Below are 25,785 nucleotides of genomic sequence, written 5' to 3' on the forward strand. Positions count from 1 at the left end.
CTCAGGCCCGGTTGGTGGCGCTGGTGACCGTCGTCGTCACCAGGCTGATGATCGACATCCCGATCACGAGGTGGATCACCGCGGTGGCGATGCGGACGGTCCAGGGTTGCTCGGTGAGGATCAGCGGGGACACCGCGGCCAGCGCGGTGAGCAGCCCCGCGATCCAGCCGAAGTAGGACATCGGGCTCGGCACCGCGACCAGCAGCAGGTGCGCGAGCCCGGTGGCCGCCAGCCCGGCGACCGCCGCCCAGATCGCGAGGCTCTGCGCCGCGGCCCAGCCGTCGAGCGGCTCGGAGACGGCCGGGGCCAGGTACGGGATCTGCAGCAGGACCTGCAGGATCAGCAGCCCCACCAGGGCGATCAACGCGGCGATCACCGCCGTCGCCACACCGCCGGCCCACAGCCGACCGGGGTTCACCCCGCTGCGGGGACGCGGCCGGGCGGTCTCCCGGCTCATCTCTCGGGTGCGGTCGTCGGCCTCGGACATCGTCGTACTCCCCCGGTCGCGGACGGGCCGTGCGCGGCGTCGGTGTGGCGCGGCGCGACGGGGACCACCCGGGCCCGGGTGATCACCTGTGGTGGGCAGCAGACTACGCCCCGCGAGGACGCCCCGTCGGCCCGCGCCGCAACGCGGCGAGCGCGGCCTCCGCGTCGGCGACCACGCGCCCGCGACGGCGCTCCAGGGCCTCCCCGGACTCGGCGCCCGAGCCCATGTTGCCCTGGGCGTAGCGCGTCCAGACCCCGGTCCCGATGCAGGCACAGCGCCAGTGCGCGAACGCCACCCAGTACGGCAGCTGGTCCAGCGCGCGCCCGGAGCGCTCGGCGTAGCGGGTGGCGACGAGGTCGCGGTCGGGCCAGCCGGGCGCCGCGGTCGGGCCGCTGGTGATCGCGGGCAGCGTGTCGCCCGGACGCTCCCAGGACGCCAGCAGCCACCCCAGGTCGGCCAGCGGCTCCCCCAGGGCCGCGAGCTCCCAGTCGAAGACGCCGGTGATCCGGCCGCCGCGGAACGACAGGTTCCCCGGCCGGAAGTCGCCGTGGGCGATCCGCGGCCCGCCGGCCGGCTCCGGCGGCATCGCCTCGACCAGCGCGGCGTGCGCGGCGTCGAGCGCGGCGAGGTCGGTGAACGCGCCCGCGTGCGCCTGCCGGTGCCAGCGGCGCAGCTGCCGTTCCAGGTAGCGGCCGGGCCGCTCCAGGTCGCCGAGCCCCACCTCGGCCGGGTCGACGGCGTGCAGCGCCGCGAGCACCTCGGCGGTGTCGAGACCGCAGGCCCGCCGCTCCGGTTCGGGGACGGCCTCGCCCGCGGCGCGGTCCCCCGGGACCACGCCGTCCACCCAGCCCATCAGGTAGAAGCCGGCGCCCAGCACCGCGGTGTCCGAGCACAGGGCGACCGGCTCCGGCACCGGGACCGCGGTACCGGCCAGCGCGGTCAGGAAGCGCCACTCCCGGCCCATGTCGTGCGCGGTGGCGAGCACGCCCCCGGTCGGCGGGCGACGCAGCGCGTACGGCGTGCCGCGGGCGTCGGTGACCCGGAAGGTCAGGTTGGAGTGCCCGCCGGAGATCCGCTCCACGGCCACCGGGCCGTCGCCGAGCTCGACCCGCGGCACCTCGGCGGCCAGCCAGCGGGTCAGGGCGACCGGGTCCACCCCGTCGTGTGCGTCGGTCATCCCCCGATGCAACATGATCGCCCCCGCGCCGACCACCCCCGTTTCGGGCGCGACGATTGCGGGCACCTCTCCCCTGATCATGACCGGTCGCGTCCGGCGCACCCCGGCGCCGTCGACGACGACCGGTGGGAGAGGAACCCGTGAGCGACCAGATCACCGTCACCCGCACCGTGTCCGCCACCCCGCAGCAGCTGTTCGCGCTGCTGTCCACCCCCACCCGGCACCAGGAGATCGACGGCGCCGGGATGCTGCGGGGCGTCGAGGGCTCGACGGAGATCAGCGGTGTCGGCGACGAGTTCGTGATGAACATGCACAACGGCGACCTCGGCGACTACCAGATGAAGAACACCGTCACGTCCTTCGAGCAGGACCGCGTGATCGGCTGGGCGCCGTCGATGCACCCGATCGACGCGAAGAAGGACACGATCGGCGACGTGCGCGCCGAGGGCCACACCTACACCTGGCACCTCGCGCCCGAGGGCGACGGCACGACGGTCACCCAGGTCTACGACTGGAGCGGCGTGCAGGACCAGGGCTTCCGCGGCTTCTTCCCGATGCTCAGCGAGGACCAGCTCGCGGACTCGATCGAGAAGGCCGGACGGGCCGCCTCCTCCTGAGACCGTCCACACCCGACGGCGCCGCACCGGTCACCGGGCGGCGCCGTCGTGCGTTCCGGCCGGGGTCACCCTAGGACAGCGGCAGGACGAGGCGGGCGAGCAGCCGCTCGGCCTCCGCGGCCGGGTCCTCGGTGAGTCCTGTGTGGACCGGGCCGGGGCACACGATGGTGCTGCGTGCGGTGGTGAGGCGCCGGAAGCGGCGTCCGATGTCCTCCCCCGCGCCGGGCCCGCGGGCGGCCAGCGCGCCGGTGGCGTGCCGGTCCGAGCGCGGTGGCTCGGGCACCGCGGCCACCGCGGCCACCGTCGCCAGCAGCTCGTCGACGGCGTCGGCGTCGGCGGTCGGGTCGAGCGCGGCCAGCCGGGCGCGGTCGAGGTGGACCCGCACCGCGAGGACGTCGCGGGCCCGGCAGTGCAGGAGCACCCCGGCGTTCATCGACTCGCCGCGTTCCACCCGGGGCACGACCCGCAGCAGCGCGTACTCGTAGGCGACGAGGCCGCTCACCGACCCTCACCGCCGCCGACGCCGCCGATCCGGAGCCACGGCGGACGGCGTGGGGCACGGTCGACCGGCCGTGGTCTGCCCGCCGCCACCGTCGCGGCGACGCCCGGCAGCCACTCCCCGCGCGCCGCGACCCGGGCCGCGAGCGCCTGGACGTACGCGGCGCGCACGGCGTCGGGGCCCCCGACGCCGTCGACGTCGGCGATCCACTCGTCGGGCACCAGCGCCAGCACCCCCTCGAGCAGGTCCGGGGTGACCAGCGGGGCGAGTGCGCCGTCCGCGGCGTCGAGGTCGGGGTGGGCGCCGAGCAGCACGTGGTCGCCGGCGTCGAACGGGCGGTGGGCGAACCGTGGCGCGGCCGACCAGTCGTGGGCGAAGGTGAGCGTCGCTCCGTGGTCGATCAGGTAGGGCCTGCGGTGCCAGAGCAGCATGTTCGAGTTCCGCCAGGAGCGGTCGACGTTGCCGACGAGCGCATCGAACCAGAGCACCCGACCGGCGAACCCGGGCCCGACGTCGAACGCGACCGGGTCCAGGTCGAGTGCCCCGGGCAGGAAGTCGACGGCCAGGTTGAGCCCGTGGGAGTTCCGGAGCAGCTCCTGGACCTCCTCGTCCGGCTCGGTGCGCCCGAGCGTCCCGTCGACGACGATCGTCGCGATCCGCGGGACGGGCAGGCCCAGCGCGCGGGCGAGCTCCCCGGACACGATCTCGTTGACCAGCACCGCGCGGCCCTGCCCGGCGCCGGTGAACTTGACCGCGTAGGTGCCGAGGTCGTCGGCCTCCATCAGCCCGGGCAGCGACCCGCCCTCGCGCAGCGGGGTCACGTACCGGATCGCGGTCAGCCGGGGCAGCGCCCGCCCCTCGGTCGTCCGCTCGTGGCTCACCCGCGGAGGTTAGCGCCGAGCACGGATGCGGCCCGCACCCCGTGGCGTCGGGGTGCGGGCCGTGGTCGCGCTCGCGGGCGGTCCGGGAGGAGGGTCACCGGCCCGCCCGGCTCCGGGGCGCGCGGGCAGACCGGGAGGTGCGGGTCAGACCGAGACGGTCTGGCGCGGGATCGCCTGGGTCTGCTCCATCCGGCGGGCCGCCTGGCGGGACAGGAGCTCGTCGACGCTGAACCGGCCCGGGCCGGTGGACATGAGGATCAGCGTGGCGCAGATGATGGTGCCGACGAGCGCCCAGCCGTTGTCGGCCATGAACAGGCCGTTCTTGCCGTGGACGAACCAGATCGCGCCGGCCATCACGAACGTCATCATCGCGCCGGGCAGGACCATGCGGACACCGAGGGCGACCGAGACCGAGAACACGAGCTCGACCACGATCGTGAACGACGCCGCGCCGATCGCCAGCGGGATGCCGAACTTCGCGAACACGGCGGCGGTGTCGAACAGACCGGCGTCGATCTTCTTCCACGAGTGCATGACCATGATGTAGGCCAGCAGCAGGCGGGCGACGAGCAGCGCGACGTCGCGCGGGGTTCCGGTCAGGGAGCGGTACACGGTTCCTCCAGGTACGAGATGATCACCGCGGGTGAGCTCGTCACCACGGACTGCACAAGACCCTAGAGGCACGAACGCGCTACGCCGCCCGGTTCAGCCACCCTGCGCGACGAGACGGCCGCAGCACGCGACGAGATGTGCGCCACCGCGTGTCACCCGACCGGGGAGCACTGTGGCCGGTGGCCCACACGGCACGACCGGTCGAGCGGTCGCCCCGATCCGGCGTCGTCGCAGGTCGCGGGCACGCTGCGTGTCCCTGTCGGAGCGGAGATCACCCGGACGTCGCAGTGACCGGCGACTCACCCACCCGGGGGTCACCGACCGTCGGGGCCACGTGCAGCCCGTCGATCCGGACAGACCGCTCGTCCCGCACGACCCTGCGCGCGCCGGGCGGTACGCCCGAGCGGCCCAGTGACGCGCCGCCGGGTCGTGCCGTCGCGCTCGGGCCCCGGCGCTGCGCCATGATGGCCGTCGTGTCCGACACGAACAGCCACGACATCACGGCGACCACGGAATGGACGGCGCTGACCGAGCACGCGGCGGAGGTCGAGCCGCGGCACCTGCGGTCGCTGTTCGACGACGACCCCGACCGCGCCGGTGCGCTCACCGCCACCGGGGCCGACCTGGTGCTCGACTACTCCAAGCACCGCATCACCCGCGACACGGTCGGGTTGCTGACGGACCTGGCGCGGGCGGCCGGGCTGCCCGCCCGCACCGAGGCGATGTTCACCGGTGAGCATGTGAACACCTCCGAGGACCGGGCCGTGCTGCACACGGCCCTGCGGCTGCCGCGTGACGCGTCGCTCACCGTCGACGGCCAGGACGTCGTCGCCGACGTGCACGCCGTCCTGGACCGGATGGGCGAGTTCACCGACGCGGTGCGCTCCGGGGCGTGGACCGGGTCCACCGGGCAGCGGATCCGCACGGTGGTCAACATCGGCATCGGGGGCTCCGACCTGGGACCGGTCATGGCCTACGAGGCGCTGCGCGACTACGCCCAGCGCGACCTCGAGTGCCGGTTCGTGTCCAACATCGACCCGACCGACCTGTACGAGAAGACCCGCGACCTCGACCCGGCGACCACGCTGTTCGTCGTCTCGTCGAAGACGTTCACCACGCAGGAGACGCTGACCAACGCCCGCAACGCGCGGTCCTGGCTGCTGTCCGGGCTCGGGACGGACGACACCGGGGTCGTCGCGAAGCACTTCGCCGCGGTCTCCACGAACGCGGAGAAGGTGTCGGAGTTCGGCATCTCCACCGACAACATGTTCGGGTTCTGGGACTGGGTCGGCGGCCGCTACTCGCTGGACTCCGCGATCGGGCTGTCGCTGATGTGCGCGATCGGCCGCGAGCACTTCGCGGAGTTCCTCGCCGGCATGCACGCCATGGACGAGCACTTCCGGCACACCCCGCTCGAGCAGAACCTGCCGGTGATCTCCGGGCTGCTCGGCGTCTGGTACGCGAACTTCTTCGGCGCCGACACCCGCGCGGTGCTGCCGTACTCCCAGTACCTGCACCGGCTGCCCGCCTACCTGCAGCAGCTGACCATGGAGTCCAACGGCAAGTCCGTGCGCGGCGACGGCACCCCGGTCACCACGACCACCGGCGAGATCTTCTGGGGCGAGCCGGGCACCAACGGCCAGCACGCGTTCTACCAGCTGCTGCACCAGGGAACCCGGCTCGTGCCGTGCGACTTCATCGGATTCGCCCGCCCGCACCACGACCTGCCCGGCGAGGACGCCGCCGACTCCCACGACCTGTTCATGGCGAACCTGTTCGCCCAGTCCGCGGCGCTGGCGTTCGGCAAGACCGCCGCGGAGATCGAGGCCGAGGGCACCCCGGCCGACGTCGTGCCGCACAAGGTGATGCCGGGCAACCGGCCGTCGTCGACGATCCTGGCCGAGAAGCTGACCCCGTCGGTGCTGGGGCAGATCATCGCCTTCTACGAGCACGTCACCTTCGTCGAGGGCACGATCTGGGGCATCGACTCCTTCGACCAGTGGGGTGTGGAGCTCGGCAAAGTCATGGCCAAGCAGTTCGGCCCCGCGCTCCACGACCCGAACCCGCCGGACGCCGCCGAGGCCGGTCTCGACACCTCCACCGCCGCGCTGATCGGCCGCTACCGCGCCTGGCGTGGTCGCTGAGGCACCTCTCCGGCGGAGGAGCGTCGCCAGGGGGAGGATCGCCCGGTGAACGATCAACCGTCGGCCCCGCTGCGGGCCCGCGTCACCGGTCCGGTCGCTGCGGCCCTGCTCGTCCTCGCCGGGGTGCTCATCGCCCTGGCGTGGACGGGCGTGCTGCAGGGCGGTGACACCGAGACCGCCGTCGGGCTGGCCGCGGACCGGATCCCCGGCGTCACCGTGGGCGCGCTGGTCGTCACCGAGCTCGGCAACACCGTCGGGAGCACGGCGGTCGCGCTCGTCGGCGGGGCCGTGCTCGCGGTGCGCGGCCGGGTCGCGGAGGGCCTGTGCCTGGCCGCGGTCCCGCTCGTCGCCAGCGTGGTGTTCACGGTGGTCAAGCGGATCCTCGACCGGGCCCGTCCGCCGGCAGACCTGCAGGTGATGGCCGTGGCGAACGAGTCGCTGCCGTCCGGGCACGCGACAATGGCCGCCGCCGCATGGACGACGCTGGTGCTCGTGCTGTGGCCGGTGCTGCGGTCACGCGGCCGGGTGCTGCTCACCGCGTTCGCGGTGCTGTGGGCGGGGGCCGTCGGGTTCACCCGCATCTATCTGGGTGTGCACTGGCTCTCCGACGTGCTCGCCGGGTGGACGCTCGGGGCGGCGCTGGCGTTCACCGGGGTAACGGTGCTGTCGCTGGTGCTCGCCCGGCGGACCCGGCGACCGGACACCGCCGCGGCCTGACCCCGCGCGGCCCCACCAGGGCGCCGGTCAGCCCGCGGCGTCCCCGTCCGGCGTCGCGGCGCCGGTCAGGCCGCCGGTGATGCGCGTGGCCCGCTCCCCCGCCGCGGCGAGGGTGCGGGCGTGGTCGTGCCAGGCACCGATGTCGTCGCGCAGCCACGCCGCGCGCAACGCCTCGGTCGCCGTCGTCCACTGCCGCAGCAGCGCGACCCCCTCGGCGGCACCGCCGGCCCTCCGGTGGGTGCGCAGCGCGCCGGTCATGGCGAGCACGGCACGCATCGCGGTCGCGACCTTCCCGGTGATCTCGATCGGCACCGGGAGCCCCGCCGTGGCGTGCGCGACGGCGGCCGCGCGGGTCAGCAGCAGCACCACGGCCACGACCCCGACCAGCACGACGACGGCCGCCACCCAGAACGCCGCGCCCGCCACCGGGGTGAAGGCGAGCACCAGTACGACGAGCAGGAGCACGGGGACGACCCATCGGGCACCGCGGGCGGTCCGCACCAGGGTGTGGGCGCGGCGCTGGGCCGCGGGATCGGGTGGGGTGTCGTCGGCGCGCACGAGGCCGCGGTCGAGGAAGAGCAGAGCGGTGTCGGACGTGTCCGGCATGGGGTGATTGTGCACGGCCCCCGGTCAGACCTGCTCCTGCGGGCACCACCAGGTCGACCGCCCGCCGACGGTCCCGTGCACCATCTCGGCCCCGCAGCGCGGGCAGTGCCCACCCGGGTGCCGGTGCTCGACGATCTCACCGGTGTGCACGCCACCGTTCACGACGGCCCGCTCCAGCGCGCGGTCGAGGTTGCGCTGCAGCCGGTCCAGGTCGGTGCGGGTCAGGTCGCGCACCGGGGCCTTCGGCGAGATCCGCGCCTGCCACAGCGTCTCGTCGGCCAGCAGGTTCCCGACGCCTGCCAGCACGGACTGGTCGAGCAGCCGTGCCTTCACCGCCGACGTGCCGCGCAGCAGCCGGTCGCGGAACTCGGCCGGCTTCATCCCCTCCGCGTCGGGGCCGAGACCGGACAGGTCGGGGTCGAGCCGGACCCGGCCGAGACGGCGCTTGTCGAACAGCCGGAACTGCCCGCCGTCGTCGAAGGTCATGGTGAACCGGTCCCACTCGGCCTTGCGCGGCTGCCGGTCGGGGCGGGCGGGGCCGCCGCCGATGCGCTCGCCGTCGGAGTCGGTGACGACGATCCGTCCGCCCATCCCGAGATGCACGCCGAGCGCGGGCCCCGCCTCGCCGTCGGCGGTCTCGGTGTCGCACCACATGGTCTTGCCGATCCGGTTCGCCCGGGTGAGCCGCCCGCCCTTCAGCGCCGAGGCGATGTCACCGGGCCGGTGCGGGCGGCAGACCCAGTCGTCGCGGTCGTCGACGACGGTGATCGTGCGGCCGACGGCCTCGGCGAGGACCGTGCGTGCGTTCTCCACCTCGGGCAGCTCGGGCATGACGGTCAGTGTGGCGTGGCCGGGGAACACGCGCGCGCCGGTCCGTCGTTGGGGCCGGTGTGACTGCTGGTGAACGGATGAAGGTGCGGGCGCCCGAACTGCGCGGACGGCGGTGGCTCAACACCGGCGGTGAGGACGTGACCCTCGCCGGGCTGCGCGGGCGGATCGTGGTGCTCGACTTCTGGACGTTCTGCTGCGTCAACTGCCTGCACGCGCTCGACGAGCTGCGGCCCCTGGAAGCCGAGTTCGGTGACGTCCTGACGATCATCGGGGTGCACTCGCCGAAGTTCCTGCACGAGGCGGACCCGGCCGCCGTCGAGGCCGCCGTGGAGCGCTACGACGTCACCCACCCCGTCCTCGACGACCCGGAGCTCACCACCTGGGACGCCTACGCCGCCCGCGCCTGGCCGACCCTGGCCGTCATCGACCCGGACGGGTTCGTCGTCGCCCGGATGGCGGGCGAGGGCCACGGCCCCGGGCTGGCCGCGCTGGTCCGGGAGCTGGTCGGCACACACGGCGACCGGCTGCGCCGCGGGGACGACCCGTACGTCCCGCCGCCCGCGCCGGACACCGCGCTGCGGTTCCCCGGGAAGGTCGTCGCGCTGCCCGGCGGCACGTTCCTCGTGTCCGACACCGCCCACCACCAGCTCGTCGAGCTGGAGTCCGACCTGGAGACCGAGGTGCGGCGGATCGGGTCCGGGGAGCGCGGGCTCTCCGACGGCGCGACGGCGGCGGCCCGGTTCTCCGAGCCGCAGGGGCTGCTGGTCCTCCCCTCCGGCGACGCCGTGCTGGTCGCCGACACCGTCAACCACGCGGTCCGGCGGGTCGACCTGGCCGACGGCACCGTGTCCACCCTGGCCGGGACCGGTGAGCAGCTGCGCGAGCGGGTCGCCGTCGATGGCGCGTCGTCGCTGCTGTCCTCGCCGTGGGACCTGGCGTGGTGGGGCGGGACGGTCGTCGTCGCGATGGCGGGACCGCACCAGCTGTGGACCCTCGACCCCGCCACCGGCGAGGCCCGGGTCCTGGCCGGGACCACCACCGAGGGACTGCGCGACGGCGCGTTCGACGAGGCGTTCTTCGCCCAGCCGTCCGGGCTGGCCGCCGGCCCCGACGGGACGCTGTGGGTCGCCGACTCCGAGATCTCCGCGCTGCGCCGGGTCGGCGACGGCCCCGGGGCCGCGGTCGCGACGGCCGTCGGGCAGGGGCTGTTCGAGTTCGGGCACCGCGACGGCCCGGCCGCGCAGGCGCTGCTGCAGCACCCGCTCGGGGTGACCGTGCTGCCCGACGGCTCGGTCGCCGTCGCCGACACCTACAACGGCGCGGTGCGCCGGTTCGACCCCGCGACGAACCTGGTCTCGACGCTGGCCGAGGGGCTCGCCGAACCGTCGGACCTGCTCGTCGACGGCGAGACGCTGGTCGTCGTCGAGTCCGCGGCGCACCGGCTGGTGCGGCTGCCCGTCCCGGCCGGGTCGCTGGTGTCCGGCGACGCCCACGTCGTCCGGCGGACCCCGACGGCCCTCGCCCCCGGAGTGGCGCTGCGGATCGGGTTCGCCCCGCCCACCGGGCAGCACCTGGACGACCGGTACGGCGACCCGACGTCGCTGACCGTGGCGGCCGACCCGCCGTCGCTGCTGCTGTCCGGCGGGGGCACCGCGACCGGGCTGACCCGCGAGCTGCGCCTGGACCCGGGCGTCGGCGCCGGGGTGCTGCAGGTCGCGGTGACCGCGGCGGCCTGCGACGACCCGTCGGACGGGTTCGCCGCCTGCCACCGCTACCAGCAGGACTGGGGCATCCCGGTGACCGTCGACGACGGCGGGTCCGCCGAGCTGGCGCTGGACCTGCGCTCGGTCTAGCCCAGCCAGGCCAGGACCGCCATCACGCGGCGGTGGTCGTCCGACGACGGCGGCAGCCCGAGCTTGGTGAAGATCGAGGAGATGTGCTTCTCCACCGCGCCCTGGGTGATCACCATGAGCCGCCCGATGGCGATGTTGGTGCGGCCCTGGGCCATGAGCTCCAGCACCTCGCGCTCGCGCGGGGACAGCTCGGCCAGGGGGTCGCGCCGGCGGCGCTTGGTGAGCAGCGCGGAGACGACCTCGGGGTCCAGCACGGTGCCGCCCGCGGCGACCCGGCCGAGTGCGTCGGAGAGGTCGGCGAGCCTGGACACACGGTCCTTGAGCAGGTACCCGACCCCGCCGCCGGCCTCCAGCAGGTCGGTGGCGTAGGACTCCTCGACGTACTGCGACAGCACCAGGATGCCGACCGACGGGAACCGCCTGCGGATCTCCAGCGCGGCCCGCAGCCCCTCGTCGGTGAACGAGGGCGGCATCCGGACGTCGACGACGGCCACCTCGGGCTGGTGCTCCTCCACCGCGGCGACGAGCGCGGTGCCGTCCCCGACGGCGGCGAGCACCGTCGCGTCCGCCTCCTCCAGCAGCCGGACCAGACCCTCGCGCAGCAGCACCGAGTCCTCGGCGAGGACCACCCGCATCGTCATGGCCCCATCCTGGGTCACGCGTCCCCCAGGCCGGCGACCGGGACCTCCGCGGTCAGGACGGTCGGGCCACCCGGCGGGCTGTCGACCTCCAGGCGTCCCTCGACGATCTCCAGCCGGTCGGCGAGCCCGGCCAGGCCGTGGCCCTTGCCCGGGTGGGCGCCGCCGCGGCCGTCGTCGCGGACGCAGACCCGCAGCAGGGTCTCGTCGACGGTCACGGTGACCGTCACCGCGGTCGCGCCGGCGTGCTTGGCGATGTTGGTGAGCGCCTCGGTCACCACGAAGTACGCGGTGTTCTCGACCAGGGCGGGCAGCCGGGTGCCGTCGTCGAGGCCGACGTCGAGGTCGACCGGGACCGGGCAGCGCCCCGCGGCGGCCCGCAACGCCGGGCCGAGCCCGCGGTCGGCCAGGATCGGCGGCGCGATGCCCCGGGACAGCGCACGCAGTTCCGAGAGCGCTTCGCGGCTCTGTTCCAGGGCCTCGTGCAACAGCGGGCGGGCGCGCTCGGGGTCGTCGTCGAGGCGCCGGACGGCGGACTCCAGGTCCATGCCCAGCCGCACCAGGCGCTGCTGCGGCCCGTCGTGGATGTCGCGTTCGAGCCGGCGCAGGGTCTGCGCCTCGGCCGCGACGGCCGCCCGGCGGCCGGCGGCCAGCGCCAGCGCGCGTGCCCGCAGCGCGGCGGTCTGGTTGGTGAGCAGGCCGCGGGCGAGCAGGGCGCGCACGTCGGTCAGCCAGCGCACGACGGTCGGAAGGGTCATCAGCAGCAGGACGCCGAGCCCGGTGTTGAGCGCGACGTCGCCGAGGGTGGAGTCGATGCCCGTGATCGAGCCGAACAGGGTCCAGTTGTTCGGCCCTCGCGGCAGCGACCACTGCCAGAACACGTAGAACAGCCCGCCCAGGCCGGTGACCGACCACACCAGCGCGATCGCCGCGGTCACCGTCCGCACCGGCAGCGCGGTGACGGCGTGCGCGACGTCGCGCCAGCTCTGCGGGTCGGCCAGGGCCCGGAACAGCCGCCCCATCAGCGAGCGCCCGCGGTTGGGCCGGTAGTGGTGCGGCGGGAGCGGGCCACCGGTCGCGGCCTCGGTGGCCCGGCGCTCCAGCTCGGCGAACCCGCGCGCCGCGGCCAGCAGCCCGACGGTGATCGGCAGCCCGATCCAGATCACGAACGTCCCCGCGCCCAGCACCAGCCCGACCAGGACCACGACCCCGCTGACGACCGCCAGCGGCAGCCCGGTCAGCAGGTAGGCCATCTGGGCGCCCAGCCGGGTGCGCCCCGGCCACGACGACGGCCAGCCCGGCGGGTGCGGCAGGTGCAGGCCGCCGTCGCGCAGCAGGTACTCGCGCAACGCGCCGTTGCCCCAGCCCTCCAGCGCGCGGACGAGGTGCGGGTCCAGGTGGCTGCCGCCCGGCTCGTCGGGGGCGGGGCGGGGGCGGGTGGCGAGGTCGCGGTCGGCCGGCTCCTCGGACATGCGGTCCTCCTGCTCGGCGCGGCACGGGTGCACCCCGAGGATAGGCGGTGACGAACACCCCGCCGGGGTCGCGTGGGACGGGGGCGACATGGTGAGCTACCCCTCGGTAACAGACGCGACGACGCGAGAAGGTGTGCCCGTGGACCCCGCCGACCTCACCGACGTCCTGGACTCCGTCCGTGACTTCATCCGCACCGAGGTGGTGCCGCAGGAGGAGCGGATCGACGCCGAGGACGCCGTCCCCGAGCGCATCGTCGCCCAGTGCAAGGAGATGGGCCTCTACGGCTTCACCATCCCCGAGCAGTACGGCGGCCTCGGCCTGACCGCCTCGCAGGAGGTCCGCCTCGCGTTCGAGCTCGGCTGGACGACCCCCGCGCTGCGCTCGCTGTTCGGCACCAACAACGGCATCGCCGGGCACGTGCTGCTGGAGGGCGGCACCGAGGAGCAGAAGAAGCAGTGGCTGCCCCGGCTCGCCTCCGGCGAGGTCACCGCCTCGTTCGGGCTGACGGAGGCCGACGCCGGCTCCGACCCCTCCTCGCTCACCACCCGGGCCGTCCGCGACGGCGACGGCTGGGTCCTCAACGGCTCCAAGCGCTACATCACCAACTCCCCCGTCGCCGACGTGATCATGGTGTTCGCGCGGACCGACCCGGACGCCCCCGGCAACCGCGGCATCTCCACCTTCCTCGTCCCGAAGGGCACCCCCGGCCTCTCGGTCGGGCCGAAGGACCACAAGATGGGCCAGTTCGGCGCCTGGACCGCCGACGTGTACCTCGACGACGTCCGCGTCCCGTTCGAGAACGTCGTCGGCGGCGAGGAGGGCATCGACAGGGGCTTCCTCGTCGCCGCGAAGTGCCTCGCCCACGGCCGGCTGCACATCGGCGCGGTCTGCGTCGGGATGGCCGACCGGCTGGTCCACGAGACCGTCGAGTTCGCCCGCACCCGCGAGCAGGGCGGCAAGCCGATCGCCCGGTTCCAACTGGTCCAGGGCCTGGTCGCGGACTCGGTGACCGACGCCCGCGCGGGCCGCGGCCTGGTCCTCGACGCCGCCCGCAGCTTCGACGACGGCACCGACATGGTCTCCGGGCCCGCTGCCGCGAAGTACTTCTGCTCGGAGATGGTGGGCCGGGTCGCCGACCGCGCGGTGCAGGTGCACGGCGGGGCGGGCTACATGCGCGGCGTCGCCGTCGAGCGGTTCTACCGCGACGCCCGGCTCTTCCGGATCTACGAGGGCACCAGCCAGATCCAGCAGGTCATCATCGCCCGCGACGCGCTCGGCCGCGCCGCCCGGGGCTGACCGCGCCCCGCGCCCCAGACCGCCCCCGCCCCGCCCCGCCCTCCGGGTAGCTCCCAGAGTCACTCTCGTAGCGCTCTAAGCCACGAAAGTGACACTCGGGGCAGTCCGGGCGGGAGTGGCGCAAGGATGGTTGTCCACAGGGGAGGAAGTCGTCCCGGTTGCGGGGCCGGACGGGGGCACGCTGGTCGGGTGCCCCGACGCAGCGCCCCCTCACCCGCTGAGGTCCTGTCCGAGCTCCGCGAACCCGTCGTCCCGGTCCGTGAGCTCGAGAGGCTGGGCCTGGACCGCAGGACGATCGCCCGCCGCTGCCGGCCGGGCGGGCCGTGGCGCAGTCTCTGTCCCGGGGTCGTCAAGCTGTCCAACGGCTCCGTGGTCCGAGACGACCGGCAGCGGGCAGCCCTGATCGTCGCCGGGCCGGACGCGATGCTGACCGGGCTCGACGCCTTGCACCTGCACGGTGTGCGCACCGCGCCGTCGCCCCACGGCCCGGTGCACGTGCTCGTCCCGCACGACCGTCGGCGCGGAAGGTGGTCGGTGGTGCGGACGGAACGGACGCGGCGTCTGCCGGTCCCGGGAGCACGCCGGCACCCGGTCGCACCGGTGGTGCGCGCGGCAGTCGACGCGGCTCGGTGCTCCCGCGATCGCGACTTCGTCCGGGACCTGTTCGCCGATCTTTTGCAACACGGGCACGGCACGATCGACGAGCTCCGGGAGGAGCTGGCTGTCTGCAGCAGCCGGGGAGTCGCCCTGCCCCGGGCGGTCCTCGGCGAGATGACCGCGGGAGTGCGCTCCGTGGCCGAGGCCAGGGCGCGGAAGCTGGCGCTCCGCAGCGGTCTGCCGGTGCCGCGGTCCAACGTCCGGCTGACCGACCGGCGTGGCGTCCTGATCGCCGTCGTCGACTTCTGGTGGCCGGACGCGGGTCTCGCCTGGGAGATCGACTCAATCGAGTTCCACCTCTCCCCGGAGGACTACGCCCGCACCGTGCGCAGGCGGGCCGCCCTCAGCAGGCACGGTGTCGTCGTGGTGCAGACGCTGCCCTCGGACCTGCGACGACGACCGGCCGAGATCGTCGACGAGCTACGCCGATGTCACGCCCGCGCTCTCGCCCAGCCCCGTCCCGACGTCGTCCACCTCGACGACGCCGCCTGAGCCGCGGGGCGACCCAGGGGTGCCCCCAGGGGAACTCTCGTAGCGCTCTAAGCCACGAGAGTTCCCCTGGGGGCAGGCCGGGGAGCCGCGGAGGTGAGAGGCAGCAGCTGGGACGACGAGGCCCCGCCCGGGGATCCCGGGCTGGGCCGTCGTGGGCTGCGGTCGATCAGTGGGCGGCGGGGCCCCGGTGGTACTCGAACACCAGGCCGCCGACGGCGATCAGCACCAGCGTCATGCCGATGACGATCATCCAGGCGTACCAGAAGGCCACACCCAGGGCGGCGAAGGCGGCCGCGGCGGCCAGGCCGAGCGGCCAGTAGCTGCCGGCGGAGAAGAAGCCCACCTCGCCGGCACCGTCGGACACCTCGGCCTCGGGGTTGTCCTCGGGGCGCTCCTCGAGGCGGCGGGAGACGAACCGGAAGTACGTGCCGACGATCAGCGACAGACCGGCGGTCAGCCAGAGCGCGGTCACGCCGACGACCTCACCGGCGATGAACATGTACGCCAGCGCGGCCAGGATGAAGAAGCCGGTGACGATCTCGAAGAGCCGGGACTCGATCTTCATGGGTGCGCGTCCTCCCTCAGCCCGTGACCTGCGCGGCCAGCTGGCCACGGTCGGTCGAGAACGGTTGCGTGCTGATCGCCTCCGGCGCGCACCACTCGCCGCAGTTCAGCGCCTGCAGCGCCTCGCCGGTCGAGTAGGCCTGCCCGGTCTGCGGGTTGGTCTCCTTGCGGAGCTGGATGTACCGGTCGAACAGCGCGGGCTCCAGGGCACGCACCTCGAAGTTCATCTGCGAGTGGTACGTGCCGCACAGCTCGGCGCAGCGACCGACGAACGCACCCTCACGGTCGATCCGGTCGATGATGTAGGTGTTGTCCTGCTCGTTCCGCTCCGGGAACGGGAAGACGTCGCGCTTGAAGAGGAACTCCGGCACGTAGAACGAGTGGATCACGTCGGGCGAGCGCTGCGTGAACTGGATCGACCGGTCGGTCGGGAGGACCATGATCGGGATCGTGTCGCTCGTCCCCAGCGTGCTCACCGGGCGTCCGCCCTGGCCGGCCTCGTCGGGGTAGGAGAACTCCCAGTTCCACTGGAACCCGACGATGTCGACCCGCAGGTCGGCCGGGCCGCCCGCGGTCGGGTTCTCCTTGTCGATGTAGTTCTGCACGTTCACCGTGAAGCCGAAGAGCACGGCGACGATGACGGTGGGGATCGCCGTGAAGACGAGCTCGACCGGCAGGTTGTACTGCGTCTGGCGCGGCAGCGAGCCGTCGTCGTCCTTGCGCTTCCGGTGCAGGATCATCGCCCAGAACATGGCGCCCCAGGTGATGACACCGACGACCAGCGCCGCGATCGCGGACCAGGTCCACAGGTTGCGCATCGACTCGGCCTCGGGGGTCACCCCCTCGGGCCACCCGAACCGGATGACCTCCTGGACCGAGCAACCGGCCAGAGCCGGAGCCGCCAGCAGGCCGACCACGGCCACCTTCGCCGCCCGGGCGATCCGGGAGCGGCCTTCGGTTCGGGCCACTGCACGCCGCCTTCCTGTCGTCTCCTGCGTACGCCGCACTGCCAGCACGTTCTTCCTTGCTCCGCCGTCACGACACCGCGGTCGAAGGGGATCATGTGCCACCCGTATGGAGCACCGTCTTCGACCTCGCGTAGAGCCTAGACGAACCCCGGTCGGGCCGCGCCCCCCGGGGGTTCCCGGACAGGGCGTGAACGTCGTCACCGCCGCAGGGGAAACAGGCAGTCTCGCAGCGGGAAGACCGTTTCGCACCGGGGCGCGCGAGACCCGTCCGGCTGACTCGGCATACTAACCGGTGTGTGCGGACTGCTGGGATTGCTGACCGCCGGGGCGGACGCCGCGACCCGGGTCGACCCGATCGTCGACGGGCTACGCTGTGCGCGGCATCGGGGACCCGACGAGAGCGAGACGTGGAACGACCACGACCTCGTCCTCGGGTTCAACCGGTTGTCGATCATCGACGTGGACCATTCCCACCAACCCCTGCACTGGGGGCCGGTGCCGGGCGAGGACACCCGCTACACCATCGTCTTCAACGGCGAGATCTACAACTACCTCGAGCTCCGTGAGGAGCTGATCGAGACCTACGACGCGGCGTTCGCCACCGACGGCGACGGCGAGGTCATCGTCGCGGCGTTCCACTACTGGGGCCCCGACGCCGTACAGCGCCTGCGCGGCATGTTCGCCTTCGCCATCTGGGACGTCGTGGAGCGCGAGCTGTTCCTGGCCCGCGACCCGTTCGGCATCAAGCCGCTGTTCCTGGCCACCACCCCGGTCGGCACCGCGTTCGCCAGCGAGAAGAAGTCGCTGCTGTCGCTGGCCGGTGAGCTGGAGATCGGGTTGGACCTGGAGCCGGCCGCGCTGCAGCACTACCTGACCCTGCAGTACGTGCCCGAGCCGATGTCGCTGCACCGGATGATCTCGCGCGTCGAGTCCGGCACGCACGTCACCGTGCGCCCCGGCGAGGAGCCGCTGCACCAGCGCTACTTCGCGCCGAAGTTCATCTCGCTGCCCAGCCACGCCCCGGCCAGCGCCGAGGCGGAGGCGATCGTGCACGGCGAGATCGCCGACGTGCTGCGCGACTCGGTCGCCAAGCACATGCGGGCCGACGTCACCGTCGGTGCGTTCCTGTCCGGCGGGATCGACTCCACCGCGATCGCGGCGCTCGCCAAGGAGCACAACCCGAACCTGATCACCTTCACCACCGGGTTCGAGCGCGAGGGCTACTCCGAGGTCGACGTGGCCGCGGAGTCCGCCGCCGCGATCGGCGTGCGGCACGTGGTCCGCACCGTCAAGCCGGACGAGATGATGGAGGCCCTGCCGCTCATCATCTGGTACCTCGACGACCCGGTCGCCGACCCGGCGCTGGTCCCGCTGTGGTTCATCGCCCGCGAGGCCCGCCAGCACGTCAAGGTCGTGCTGTCCGGCGAGGGCGCCGACGAGCTGTTCGGCGGGTACTCGATCTACCGCGAGCCGCTGTCGCTGTCGCCGTTCGAGAAGGTCCCCGGCACGCTCAAGCCGCTCATGCGCCGGGCGTCGCGCAAGATGCCCGAGGGCATGCGGGGCAAGGACCTGCTGCGCCGCGGGTCGCTGTCGATGGAGCAGCGCTACTACGGCAACGCCCGCATCTTCCGCGACGACCAGCTCCACGAGGTCCTGCGCGGCTACGACCCGCGGGTGTCGCACCAGGACGTGACGGCGCCGCACTACTTCGCCAGCCACGACTGGGACCCGGTCGCCCGGATGCAGCACGTCGACCTGTTCACCTGGCTGCGCGGCGACATCCTGGTCAAGGCCGACAAGATGACGATGGCGCACTCGCTGGAGCTGCGGGTGCCGTTCCTCGACCCCGAGGTCTTCGACATCGCCTCGTCGCTGCCGCAGTCGCAGAAGATCACCCACGGCTCGAACGGCACGACGAAGTACGCGCTGCGCCGGGCCTGCGAGGGCATCATCCCGCCGCACGTGCTCAACCGGCCGAAGCTCGGCTTCCCGGTGCCGATCCGGCACTGGCTGCGCGACGAGATGTACGCCTGGGCGCGCGACATCCTGCAGAACTCCGGTGCCGGGCACCTGATCGACCTGCAGGCCGTGCACCGCATGCTCGACGCGCACCGCGAGGGCCCGGTCGACCACTCCCGCCGGATCTGGGCGGTGCTGGTCTTCCTGCTGTGGCACGGGATCTTCGTCGAGAAGCGGATCGTGCCCGAGGTCCCGACCCCGACCTACCCGGTCAAGATCTGAGCGGTCCCCGCACGACGGACGGGCCGGCACCCCTGAGGGGTGCCGGCCCGTCGGCGTCCGGAGGGGGTCAGGCGGGCAGGACGGCGCGCAGCTCGTCGGCCGCGGCCTCGCCGAACGCGTCGGCCAGGCGGGTCAGCGCGGCGTCGCGGTCCCAGGTCCACTCCTGCGGGCCGTCGGACTCCAGGACGTAGGTCGCGATGAGCGCACCCAGCTGGGCCGAACGCTCCAGCGACAGCCCGGCACCGAGCGCGGTCAGGAATCCGGCGCGCCAGGCGTCGCCGACGCCGGTCGGGTCGACCAGCTCGGTCGGCGGGACGACGTCGATCCGGGTCTCGGTGCCGTCGGCCTCGACGATCAGCGCGCCCTTCTCGCCGAAGGTGGTGATGCGGGTGCCGACCTTGGCGCCGATCTCCTCGGCGGTCCAGCCGGTCTTCTTGAGCAGCAGCTCGAACTCGTAGTCGTTGGTGACCAGGTAGGTCGCGCCCTCGATGAGGCGGCGGACCTCGGGGCCCTCCATCCGGGCGAGCTGCTGGGAGGGGTCGGCGAGGAAGGGGTAGCCCTGGGTGCGGCACTCGTCGGTGTGGCGCAGCATGGCCTCGGGGTCGCTGGCACCGATGAGCACCAGGTCGAACCCGCCGACGCGCTCGGCGATCGGGGCGAGCTCGATCTCCTTCGACTTGGCCATGGCGCCGGTGTAGAAGGACGCGATCTGACGCATGTCGTCGTCGGTGGTGCAGACGAAGCGGGCGGTGTGGACGTCGTCGTGGGTGTGCACCCCGGAGGTGTCGACACCCAGGTCGTCGAGGACCTGCTTGTACTCGGCGAAGTCGGCACCGACGGCGCCGATCAGCACCGGGTTCTGGCCGAGCACACCGAGCGCGAAGGCGATGTTGCCGGCCACGCCGCCCCGGCGGACCGTCAGGTCGTCGACCAGGAAGCTGACCGAGATCCGGTCCAGCTGGTCGGCCAGGATCTGCTCGGAGAACTTCCCCGGAAAATGCATGAGGTTGTCGGAGGCGATCGAACCCGTCACGGCAATAGGCACACCGGGGACCCTACGTCACCCACGCCGAAGGGCCCCGCCGGAGATCACCGGCGGGGCCCTTCGGAGGTGCTGCTGTGCGACGTCAGTTGAAGCTGTCGCCACAGGCGCAGGAGCCGCCCGCGTTCGGGTTGTCGATCGTGAAGCCCTGCTTCTCGATGGTGTCGACGAAGTCGATCGTGGCGCCCTGCAGGTACGGGGCGCTCATCCGGTCGACGCCGACCTTGAGACCGTGGAAGTCACGGAAGAGGTCACCGTCGAGCGACCGGTCGTCGAAGAAGAGCTGGTAGCGCAGGCCGGCACAGCCACCGGGCTGCACGGCGATGCGCAGGTGCATGTCGTCGCGGCCCTCCTGCTCGAGCAGGGTGCGCGCCTTGACGGCAGCGGAGTCGGTCAGCTCCACGCCGTGCGTCTGCTCCGTGGTCGCGCCCGCGTCCAAGGTGTTGTCAACGGTCATGACTCTCCCAACAACGTGCGTGGTCCGCCCTGTTCCCACCGGGCGTCGGAATCCATAGTACGACGTCGGGCCGGTCCGCATCCGTGCGGAGACCGTGCGAATCGCCGACGGGCGGGTGACGGGGCTCACCGGCTCCAGCGCGGTGCGACACGTTCCGCCAGGTCGGCGAGTGTCCCGGCCGGGTCCGCCATCGAGGCCTCCAGGCCGAACTCCTCCGCGACCCCGAACGCCGCGTCGACCCCGGCCGCCGCGGCCTCGCGGCGGCCCACGCTGACCTGACCGGCCAGCACCACGCACGGCGTCCCGCGGTCGGCCGCGCCCCGGGCGACGGCGGTGACGAGCTTCCCGCGCAGCGACTGCCAGTCGAAGCTGCCCTCCCCGGTGACGGCGACGTCGGCGGCGTCCAGCTCGGCGTCGAGCCCGACCAGGCCGCGGACCAGCCCGGCACCGGACTCGACCCGCGCCCCGAGGGCGAGCAGCGCGGCGCCGAGACCACCCGCGGCGCCGGCCGAGGGCAGGTCGCGCACCTCGCGCCCGGCCAGGTCGGCGAGGACCCCGGCGAACACGGTCAGCGCGGCGTCCAGCTCGGTGACGGCGGCGTCGTCGGCGCCCTTCTGCGGGCCGAACACGGCGGCGGCGCCGTGCGGTCCGAGCAGCGGGTTGTCGACGTCGCTCGCCGCGACCAGCGTCATCCCGCCCAGGTCGGGGGTCCCGTCGAGACGGGCGCAGCAGTCCAGGGCCGCGCCGCCGGGCGGGAGCGGGAGGCCGTCGTCGTCGACGGGGACGGCGCCGAGCGCGGCCAGCAGACCGGCGCCGCCGTCGGTGGTGGCGGACCCGCCGAGCCCCACGACGGCGGTGGTGACGCCGGCGTCGCGGGCGGCGGCGAGCAGCTCCCCCACCCCGGACGTCGTCGCGGTTCGGGCGACCCCGGGGACCCGGTCCTCGCGCGGGACGTGGTGCAGCCCGCACGCCGAGGCGCACTCCAGGTAGGCCGTGTCGCCGACGCGAAGCCAGGACCCGGTCACCGGGTCACCGAGCGGGCCGGTGACCTCCAGCTCGTGCACGGTCCCGCCGAGCGCGGTGTGCAGCACCTCCGCGAAGCCGGTGCCGCCGTCGGCGAGGGGGACGATCGCGACGTCGGCTCCGGGCACGCCGCGCCGCCAGCCCGCGGCGATCGCCTCGGCCGCCTCCCGTGCGCTGAGGGTTCCGCCGAAGGAGTCGGGAGCCACCACGATGCGCATGCGGGGCAGGCTAGCGGCGGCCCGTATTGTGGACACCTGTGAGGTTCCTGCGCCGCTCCGAGAGCTCCGACCAGGCCGGTCAGACGGCCGTCGAGTCCCCGGCGGGCACGGACGCTGCGGAGACGGAGGACGAGGGCGCGACCCGCTCGCGTCCCCACACCACCCCCGGCAAGGGCCGGGCGACACCGAAGCGCCGTGACGCCGAGGGCAGGCGGCGCGGTCCCGCGCCGCCCCCGCCGCGTACGCAGCGGGAGGCCGCGAAGCTGGCCCGCGCCACCCGGCCGTCGAAGGACGAGCGCCGGGCGAAGGCGCTGGAGCGCCGCAAGCGGATGGACGCCGGCGACGACCGCGTGCTGCTCCCCCGCGACCGCGGCAAGGTGCGGGCGTACGTGCGCGACATCGTCGACTCGCGCCCGCACGTCATCGGGCTGTTCCTGCCGCTGGCCGCGCTCGTGCTGGTCGCCGCGCTCATCCAGAACCCGGTGATCCAGCAGTACGTCACGCTGTTCACGTTCCTGATGCTGATCGTGATGGTCGTCGAGGGCACGCTGCTGGGCATGCAGGTCCTGAAGAAGGCCCGCGCGAAGTTCCCCGACGAGGAGATCAAGGGCCTCGGCACCGGGTGGTACGCGTTCTCCCGCGCCACCCAGCCGCGCCGCATGCGGGTGCCCAAGCCGCGCGTCAAGCGCGGCGACACGGTCTGACACCGTCCCGGCGGGCCCCTGCTCTCAGAGCACGAGCGGCCCGCCGGGCAGGTCCAGAACGGCCTGCAGCGACGGCGACTCCCCCGCGACGACCTCGGCCTCCCCACCCGCACCGACCGCGTCGAGCAGTGCGGTCACCCGCTCCGGCTCGGGGTGGGTCAGGCGCAGCGTGCGCAGGCTCGCCGGGACCGGCAGGTCCGACGACGGGTGCCGGGTGGCGCCCCAGTCGATGAGGAACGGCAGCACCCCGCCCGCGTCGTCGGGCGGGAACGCGAGCCGCCACGCGAGCAGCGTGCCGTCCGGGCGCCTGCGGGACATGTCCCGGGCGGGTCCCGGGTCGTGCCCGGCGGCGCGGGCCGCGTCGAGCGCGGCGTCGAGGTCGTCGACACGCACCGCCCAGGTCACCAGCGCGGGCGCGGTCAGGGTGTCGATCCGGAACGGGCGCGGTGCGTCCGGCTCGTCCTGCGCGGGGTCGGGGCCGACCACCTCCAGGTACCGGCCCGGCCCGATCCCGGCCAGCCGGTTGCGGGTGCCGACACCGACGTGCGGCCCGCCCTCGAGCGTGTGGAGATGACGTCCGGCCAGGTCAGCGGCGGTGTCGTCGACGTCGGGGGTGGCCAGGACCAGATGATCGAGCACCTTCGCGACGCTACCGGGGACCGGTAGGACACGATGTGCGGCGTGACTCCTCCCGTCGAACTGCGGACGCTCGTGCTCGGGGGCACGCGCTCCGGCAAGTCGCGGCACGCCGAGGAACTGCTCGGCGACGACGCGGCGGTCCGCTACCTCGCGACCGGCCGGCGGATCCCCGGCGACACCGACTGGGACGCGCGCATCGCCGCGCACACCGCCCGGCGTCCCGCCCACTGGACCACCGAGGAGGTCGGCGGCACCGAGCTGGCGACCGCACTCGCCCGGCCCGGCCCGGTGCTGGTCGACGACCTGGCGACCTGGCTGACCGGGGTCCTCGACGATGCCGGCGCCTGGGACGCCCCGGTCGTGCCCGCCACGGTCGACGCCGCCGTCGACGGCCTGGTCGCCGCGGTCGCCGCCGCACCGGGACCGCTGGTGCTGGTCTCCGCCGAGACCGGACTGGGGGTCGTGCCGGACACCCGCGCCGGGCGGCTGTTCCGGGACCGGCTGGGTGAGCTGAACGCCGCCGTCGCGCGGGTGTGCGACGACGTCGTGCTGGTGGTGGCGGGGCGGGCGCTCACCCTGCCCGCTCCCGCCGTCACCGAGCCGGGGACCGGTGTCGCCCCGACACCCGTCCCCACGGCGTCGGCGGCGGGACCACCCGCCGGTCCCGTCGTGGCGGGCCCCGGCTCCGGGCTCGACGCCGCGGGAGCAGGCGCGCCCGGCTCCGCCACCGGGTCCGCGGCTCCCGAGGGGACCGGTGTCCCGGCTGCCGGAGCCGGCGGGCCCGTCGGCACCGACGTCGCCGAACCCGACGGCGCCGTCGCGGGCACCCCCGCCGGGGTCCCGGGTGCGGTCCTCCCCGCGACCGGGGCGGCCGCGGGCGCCGTCGCGGGAGCCGCGACGACCCCCGCCTCGATCACCGAGTCCGACGTGGAGATCGTCCCGGTCACCGTCGGACGGCCGGACTCCCGCAGCCGCCGTGCGGCCGTCGCCCTGGTCGAGGGGCTCGCCATGCCCACCGGCGGGCTCGGCAGGCTCGGCGAGCTGGGCGTGTGGCTGGCGTCCTGCCAGGGCACCTGTCCCCCGCAGGCGCCCGTGCGCGCCCGGGTGGTGCTGCTCGCCGCCGACCACGGCATCGCCGGGAACGGCGTCTCGGCCTACCCGCCGCAGGTGTCCGCGGTGCGCGCCACCGCCGCCGCGGCCGGACGGCTGCCGGTCACCGTCGCCGCGCGGGCCGCCGGGGCGACCGTGCGGGTCGTCGACGTCGGTCTCGTGTCCGGGGCCGAGGGCGCCGAGCCGGGCTGGCTCGTCGCGCACGGCACCGGCCGGATCGACCGCGAGGACGCCCTGGACGGTGAGCGCGCCACCGCGGCGTGGCTTACCGGGCGGCGGCTGGCCGACGCCGAGATCGACGCCGGCGCGGACCTGCTGATCCCGGCGACGCTCGCCGTCGGCGTGACGACCCCCGCCGCCACGCTCGTCGCGGCCGTGACCGGGGCCGAGCCCGTCGCCGTCGTGGGGCGGGCCTCGGGGATCGACGACCGCGCCTGGATGCGCAAGGCCGTCGCGATCCGCGACGCGCTGCGCCGGGCCCGTCCGCACCTGCGCGACCCGCTGGCGCTGCTGCGCACGGTCGGCGGCACGGACCTGATCGTGCTCGCCGGGTTCCTCGCCCGGGCCGCGGAGCGCAAGGTGCCCACGGTGCTCGACGGTCTGGCCGTCGGCGCGGCGGCCCTGCTCGCCGACGAGCTGGCCCCCGGGGCGAAGGACTGGTGGGTCGCCGCGCAGCCGTCGACCGAACCGGCCGCGACGCTCGTCCTGGAGCACCTGTCGCTGGTGCCGCTGCTGGACCTGGCGGTGCGCACCGAGGACGGCACCGCCGCGGTGACGGCGCTGCCGCTGCTGGTCACCGCGGCGCGGCTGCTCGCCGAGACCGGGACCGCGCAGGACACCGGCGTCGTCCCGGGTGACGTGACGGTGCCGGCAGGCGCCGGCCGGTGAGCGGACCCCGGCCCGGTCCCCTCGCGGGGCTCGCGCTGGCGGTCAGCTGGCTGACCGTCGTGCCCGCCCGGGTCCGCACCTCCGACGACGGCGCGCTGCCCGACGGCGTCGCCGCGGCCGCCCTGCGCTGGGCGCCGCTGGTCGGCGCCGGGCTCGGCGTCGCAGGCGGGGCACTGCTCACCGGTCTGGCCGCCGCCGGGGTGTCCCCGCTGGTCGCGGGCCTGCTGACGGTCGGGGCGGGCGCACTCGCGACGCGCGGGATGCACGTCGACGGCATCGCCGACACCGCCGACGGCCTGGGCAGCTACGGCCCGCCGGAGCGGGCACTGCGGATCATGGCCGACGGCGGGGCCGGACCGTTCGCCGTCGTCACGCTGCTGGTGGTGCTGGGCGCCCGCGCCGCCGCCCTCGCGCAGCTGGCGTCCGCGCCGCCCACGGTCGTGCTCGTCGTCTGCGCGCTGGCCGCGGCGACCGGGCGGGCCGGGTTCTGCTGGGTCGCGCGCCGCGGGACGCCCGCTGCGCGCCCGGGCGGGCTGGGCGCGACGGTCGCCGGGTCGCAGCCGGTGTGGGTGGCGCCGCTGTGGTGGACCGGTCTGGCGGCGGCCGCGGCCGCCGCGCTGGTCGTCACCGTCGAGCCGCAGCGGGACACCGCCGTCCTGGCGGCGGGCACGGCCGGGGCCGGGACGCTCGGCGCAGCCGGGGTGGTGCTCGCCGTCGCCGGGGCGGTGCTGCTCGCGGCGGTGCTCGTGGTGGGCCTGGCCCGGCACACCCGGCGACGCTTCGGCGGGATGAGCGGCGACGTCCTGGGTGCGGCCTGCGAGCTCGGCGGCACCGCGGTCCTCGTCGTCCTGGCGGCCGCGCTCACCGGGTGACCCGGGTGGTCCGCGGGGCGTGATCCGGCCGGGCAGGTCGGGTGACCTCCGAGATCACCGGTTGTGGAGCGTTCCGTCC

25 protein-coding genes are annotated in these 25,785 nt (G+C 74.4%); 10 read left to right on the top strand and 15 right to left on the bottom strand.

The annotated features are described in order from the left end of the window. Position 1: 1 nt before the first annotated feature. A complete protein-coding gene (locus MTO91_RS16885; RefSeq protein ID WP_062395952.1) occupies positions 2 to 487 on the bottom strand; it encodes a DUF6069 family protein in 486 nt (161 codons plus the stop codon). Between the two features lie 103 nt (positions 488 to 590). Then, on the bottom strand, positions 591 to 1,664 hold the full coding sequence (locus MTO91_RS16890; RefSeq protein WP_476651838.1) for a phosphotransferase family protein: 1,074 nt from the start codon (positions 1,662 to 1,664) through the stop codon (positions 591 to 593). 140 nt (positions 1,665 to 1,804) lie between these two features. On the opposite strand from MTO91_RS16890, the gene MTO91_RS16895 reads away from it, so the two are divergent. Further along, the gene (locus MTO91_RS16895; protein ID WP_224402138.1) at positions 1,805 to 2,281 is read left to right on the top strand and encodes an SRPBCC family protein; all 477 of its coding nucleotides are present in this window, start codon (positions 1,805 to 1,807) and stop codon (positions 2,279 to 2,281) included. A gap of 70 nt (positions 2,282 to 2,351) precedes the next feature. Here MTO91_RS16895 and MTO91_RS16900 read toward each other — a convergent pair whose 3' ends face one another. The 3 genes from MTO91_RS16900 to MTO91_RS16910 all read right to left on the bottom strand — a co-directional run bounded on the left by MTO91_RS16900 (position 2,352) and on the right by MTO91_RS16910 (position 4,273). Next, positions 2,352 to 2,783, bottom strand: a complete 432-nt coding sequence (locus tag MTO91_RS16900; RefSeq protein ID WP_251784999.1) for a DUF3037 domain-containing protein — start codon at positions 2,781 to 2,783, stop codon at positions 2,352 to 2,354. Then, positions 2,780 to 3,661 (bottom strand): HipA family kinase, encoded by an 882-nt coding sequence (locus MTO91_RS16905; protein ID WP_476651841.1) that lies wholly within the window; start codon positions 3,659 to 3,661, stop codon positions 2,780 to 2,782. The genes MTO91_RS16900 and MTO91_RS16905 overlap by 4 nt, the downstream gene beginning before the upstream one ends. A gap of 144 nt (positions 3,662 to 3,805) precedes the next feature. Continuing rightward, positions 3,806 to 4,273, bottom strand: a complete 468-nt coding sequence (locus tag MTO91_RS16910) for a DoxX family protein (RefSeq protein WP_100878037.1) — start codon at positions 4,271 to 4,273, stop codon at positions 3,806 to 3,808. A 473-nt stretch (positions 4,274 to 4,746) separates the two neighbouring features. Between MTO91_RS16910 and pgi the strand changes: the two genes are divergently transcribed. Next, positions 4,747 to 6,417 carry a glucose-6-phosphate isomerase gene (gene pgi / locus MTO91_RS16915; RefSeq protein ID WP_476651843.1) on the top strand — a complete coding sequence of 557 codons (1,671 nt, stop codon included), beginning with the start codon at positions 4,747 to 4,749 and terminating at the stop codon, positions 6,415 to 6,417. 45 nt (positions 6,418 to 6,462) lie between these two features. Beyond that, on the top strand, positions 6,463 to 7,134 hold the full coding sequence (locus MTO91_RS16920) for a phosphatase PAP2 family protein (protein ID WP_476651844.1): 672 nt from the start codon (positions 6,463 to 6,465) through the stop codon (positions 7,132 to 7,134). A gap of 27 nt (positions 7,135 to 7,161) precedes the next feature. On the opposite strand, the gene MTO91_RS16925 is transcribed toward MTO91_RS16920, so the two are convergent. After that, positions 7,162 to 7,740 (bottom strand): hypothetical protein, encoded by a 579-nt coding sequence (locus tag MTO91_RS16925; protein ID WP_405416564.1) that lies wholly within the window; start codon positions 7,738 to 7,740, stop codon positions 7,162 to 7,164. A gap of 24 nt (positions 7,741 to 7,764) precedes the next feature. Continuing rightward, entirely contained in the window at positions 7,765 to 8,571 is an 807-nt protein-coding gene (locus MTO91_RS16930) for an Fpg/Nei family DNA glycosylase (protein ID WP_476651845.1), read from the bottom strand. 77 nt (positions 8,572 to 8,648) lie between these two features. On the opposite strand from MTO91_RS16930, the gene MTO91_RS16935 reads away from it, so the two are divergent. Further along, the gene (locus MTO91_RS16935; RefSeq protein WP_476651847.1) at positions 8,649 to 10,424 is read left to right on the top strand and encodes an NHL domain-containing thioredoxin family protein; all 1,776 of its coding nucleotides are present in this window, start codon (positions 8,649 to 8,651) and stop codon (positions 10,422 to 10,424) included. Here MTO91_RS16935 and MTO91_RS16940 read toward each other — a convergent pair. Together MTO91_RS16940 and MTO91_RS16945 are read right to left on the bottom strand one after the other, a co-directional pair. Then, positions 10,421 to 11,059 carry a response regulator transcription factor gene (locus MTO91_RS16940; protein WP_476654906.1) on the bottom strand — a complete coding sequence of 213 codons (639 nt, stop codon included), beginning with the start codon at positions 11,057 to 11,059 and terminating at the stop codon, positions 10,421 to 10,423. The two genes, MTO91_RS16935 and MTO91_RS16940, sit on opposite strands and share 4 nt — an antisense overlap. 20 nt (positions 11,060 to 11,079) lie before the next feature. Further along, entirely contained in the window at positions 11,080 to 12,534 is a 1,455-nt protein-coding gene (locus MTO91_RS16945; RefSeq protein WP_100880530.1) for a sensor histidine kinase, read from the bottom strand. Positions 12,535 to 12,673: 139 nt separating this feature from the next. Here MTO91_RS16945 and MTO91_RS16950 point away from each other — a divergent pair, with 139 nt between their 5' ends. Together MTO91_RS16950 and MTO91_RS16955 are read left to right on the top strand one after the other, a co-directional pair. Next, on the top strand, positions 12,674 to 13,831 hold the full coding sequence (locus MTO91_RS16950) for an acyl-CoA dehydrogenase family protein (protein WP_476651848.1): 1,158 nt from the start codon (positions 12,674 to 12,676) through the stop codon (positions 13,829 to 13,831). A gap of 189 nt (positions 13,832 to 14,020) precedes the next feature. After that, entirely contained in the window at positions 14,021 to 14,980 is a 960-nt protein-coding gene (locus MTO91_RS16955; protein ID WP_405416557.1) for a hypothetical protein, read from the top strand. A 166-nt stretch (positions 14,981 to 15,146) separates the two neighbouring features. Here MTO91_RS16955 and MTO91_RS16960 read toward each other — a convergent pair whose 3' ends face one another. Both MTO91_RS16960 and ctaC read right to left on the bottom strand, forming a co-directional pair. Next, positions 15,147 to 15,545 (bottom strand): cytochrome c oxidase subunit 4, encoded by a 399-nt coding sequence (locus MTO91_RS16960; RefSeq protein WP_062395961.1) that lies wholly within the window; start codon positions 15,543 to 15,545, stop codon positions 15,147 to 15,149. 16 nt (positions 15,546 to 15,561) lie between these two features. Beyond that, a complete protein-coding gene (gene ctaC / locus MTO91_RS16965) occupies positions 15,562 to 16,512 on the bottom strand; it encodes an aa3-type cytochrome oxidase subunit II (protein WP_226357677.1) in 951 nt (316 codons plus the stop codon). A 294-nt stretch (positions 16,513 to 16,806) separates the two neighbouring features. Here ctaC and asnB point away from each other — a divergent pair, with 294 nt between their 5' ends. Next, positions 16,807 to 18,753, top strand: a complete 1,947-nt coding sequence (gene asnB / locus MTO91_RS16970) for an asparagine synthase (glutamine-hydrolyzing) (protein ID WP_476651849.1) — start codon at positions 16,807 to 16,809, stop codon at positions 18,751 to 18,753. Between the two features lie 67 nt (positions 18,754 to 18,820). On the opposite strand, the gene MTO91_RS16975 is transcribed toward asnB, so the two are convergent. The 3 genes from MTO91_RS16975 to MTO91_RS16985 form a co-directional block, all read right to left on the bottom strand. Continuing rightward, entirely contained in the window at positions 18,821 to 19,756 is a 936-nt protein-coding gene (locus tag MTO91_RS16975; protein WP_251785340.1) for a carbohydrate kinase family protein, read from the bottom strand. A gap of 124 nt (positions 19,757 to 19,880) precedes the next feature. Next, the gene (locus MTO91_RS16980; protein ID WP_062395963.1) at positions 19,881 to 20,252 is read right to left on the bottom strand and encodes a HesB/IscA family protein; all 372 of its coding nucleotides are present in this window, start codon (positions 20,250 to 20,252) and stop codon (positions 19,881 to 19,883) included. Between the two features lie 125 nt (positions 20,253 to 20,377). Then, entirely contained in the window at positions 20,378 to 21,493 is a 1,116-nt protein-coding gene (locus MTO91_RS16985; RefSeq protein WP_346864561.1) for a glycerate kinase family protein, read from the bottom strand. Between the two features lie 38 nt (positions 21,494 to 21,531). Between MTO91_RS16985 and MTO91_RS16990 the strand changes: the two genes are divergently transcribed. Further along, on the top strand, positions 21,532 to 22,197 hold the full coding sequence (locus tag MTO91_RS16990; protein WP_073574146.1) for a DUF3043 domain-containing protein: 666 nt from the start codon (positions 21,532 to 21,534) through the stop codon (positions 22,195 to 22,197). A 24-nt stretch (positions 22,198 to 22,221) separates the two neighbouring features. Here MTO91_RS16990 and MTO91_RS16995 read toward each other — a convergent pair whose 3' ends face one another. After that, a complete protein-coding gene (locus MTO91_RS16995) occupies positions 22,222 to 22,836 on the bottom strand; it encodes a VOC family protein (protein ID WP_405416553.1) in 615 nt (204 codons plus the stop codon). Between the two features lie 42 nt (positions 22,837 to 22,878). Between MTO91_RS16995 and MTO91_RS17000 the strand changes: the two genes are divergently transcribed. Next, positions 22,879 to 24,834 (top strand): bifunctional adenosylcobinamide kinase/adenosylcobinamide-phosphate guanylyltransferase, encoded by a 1,956-nt coding sequence (locus tag MTO91_RS17000; RefSeq protein WP_405416552.1) that lies wholly within the window; start codon positions 22,879 to 22,881, stop codon positions 24,832 to 24,834. After that, on the top strand, positions 24,831 to 25,706 hold the full coding sequence (locus MTO91_RS17005) for an adenosylcobinamide-GDP ribazoletransferase (protein ID WP_405416551.1): 876 nt from the start codon (positions 24,831 to 24,833) through the stop codon (positions 25,704 to 25,706). The genes MTO91_RS17000 and MTO91_RS17005 overlap by 4 nt, the downstream gene beginning before the upstream one ends. Positions 25,707 to 25,785 lie beyond the last annotated feature (79 nt).

This window comes from Pseudonocardia sp. 2-7, assembly GCF_056341085.1.

Excerpts from the sequence above, each read along its gene's own strand:
- MTO91_RS16885 (WP_062395952.1), bottom strand. The coding sequence starts at position 487 with ATGTCCGAGGCCGACGACCGCACCCGAGAGATGAGCCGGGAGACCGCC.
- MTO91_RS16890 (WP_476651838.1), bottom strand. The coding sequence starts at position 1,664 with ATGACCGACGCACACGACGGGGTGGACCCGGTCGCCCTGACCCGCTGG.
- MTO91_RS16925 (WP_405416564.1), bottom strand. The coding sequence starts at position 7,740 with ATGCCGGACACGTCCGACACCGCTCTGCTCTTCCTCGACCGCGGCCTC.
- MTO91_RS16930 (WP_476651845.1), bottom strand. The coding sequence starts at position 8,571 with ATGCCCGAGCTGCCCGAGGTGGAGAACGCACGCACGGTCCTCGCCGAG.
- MTO91_RS16935 (WP_476651847.1), top strand. The coding sequence starts at position 8,649 with ATGAAGGTGCGGGCGCCCGAACTGCGCGGACGGCGGTGGCTCAACACC.
- MTO91_RS16940 (WP_476654906.1), bottom strand. The coding sequence starts at position 11,059 with ATGCGGGTGGTCCTCGCCGAGGACTCGGTGCTGCTGCGCGAGGGTCTG.
- MTO91_RS16945 (WP_100880530.1), bottom strand. The coding sequence starts at position 12,534 with ATGTCCGAGGAGCCGGCCGACCGCGACCTCGCCACCCGCCCCCGCCCC.
- MTO91_RS16960 (WP_062395961.1), bottom strand. The coding sequence starts at position 15,545 with ATGAAGATCGAGTCCCGGCTCTTCGAGATCGTCACCGGCTTCTTCATC.
- MTO91_RS16975 (WP_251785340.1), bottom strand. The coding sequence starts at position 19,756 with ATGCATTTTCCGGGGAAGTTCTCCGAGCAGATCCTGGCCGACCAGCTG.
- MTO91_RS16980 (WP_062395963.1), bottom strand. The coding sequence starts at position 20,252 with ATGACCGTTGACAACACCTTGGACGCGGGCGCGACCACGGAGCAGACG.
- MTO91_RS16985 (WP_346864561.1), bottom strand. The coding sequence starts at position 21,493 with ATGCGCATCGTGGTGGCTCCCGACTCCTTCGGCGGAACCCTCAGCGCA.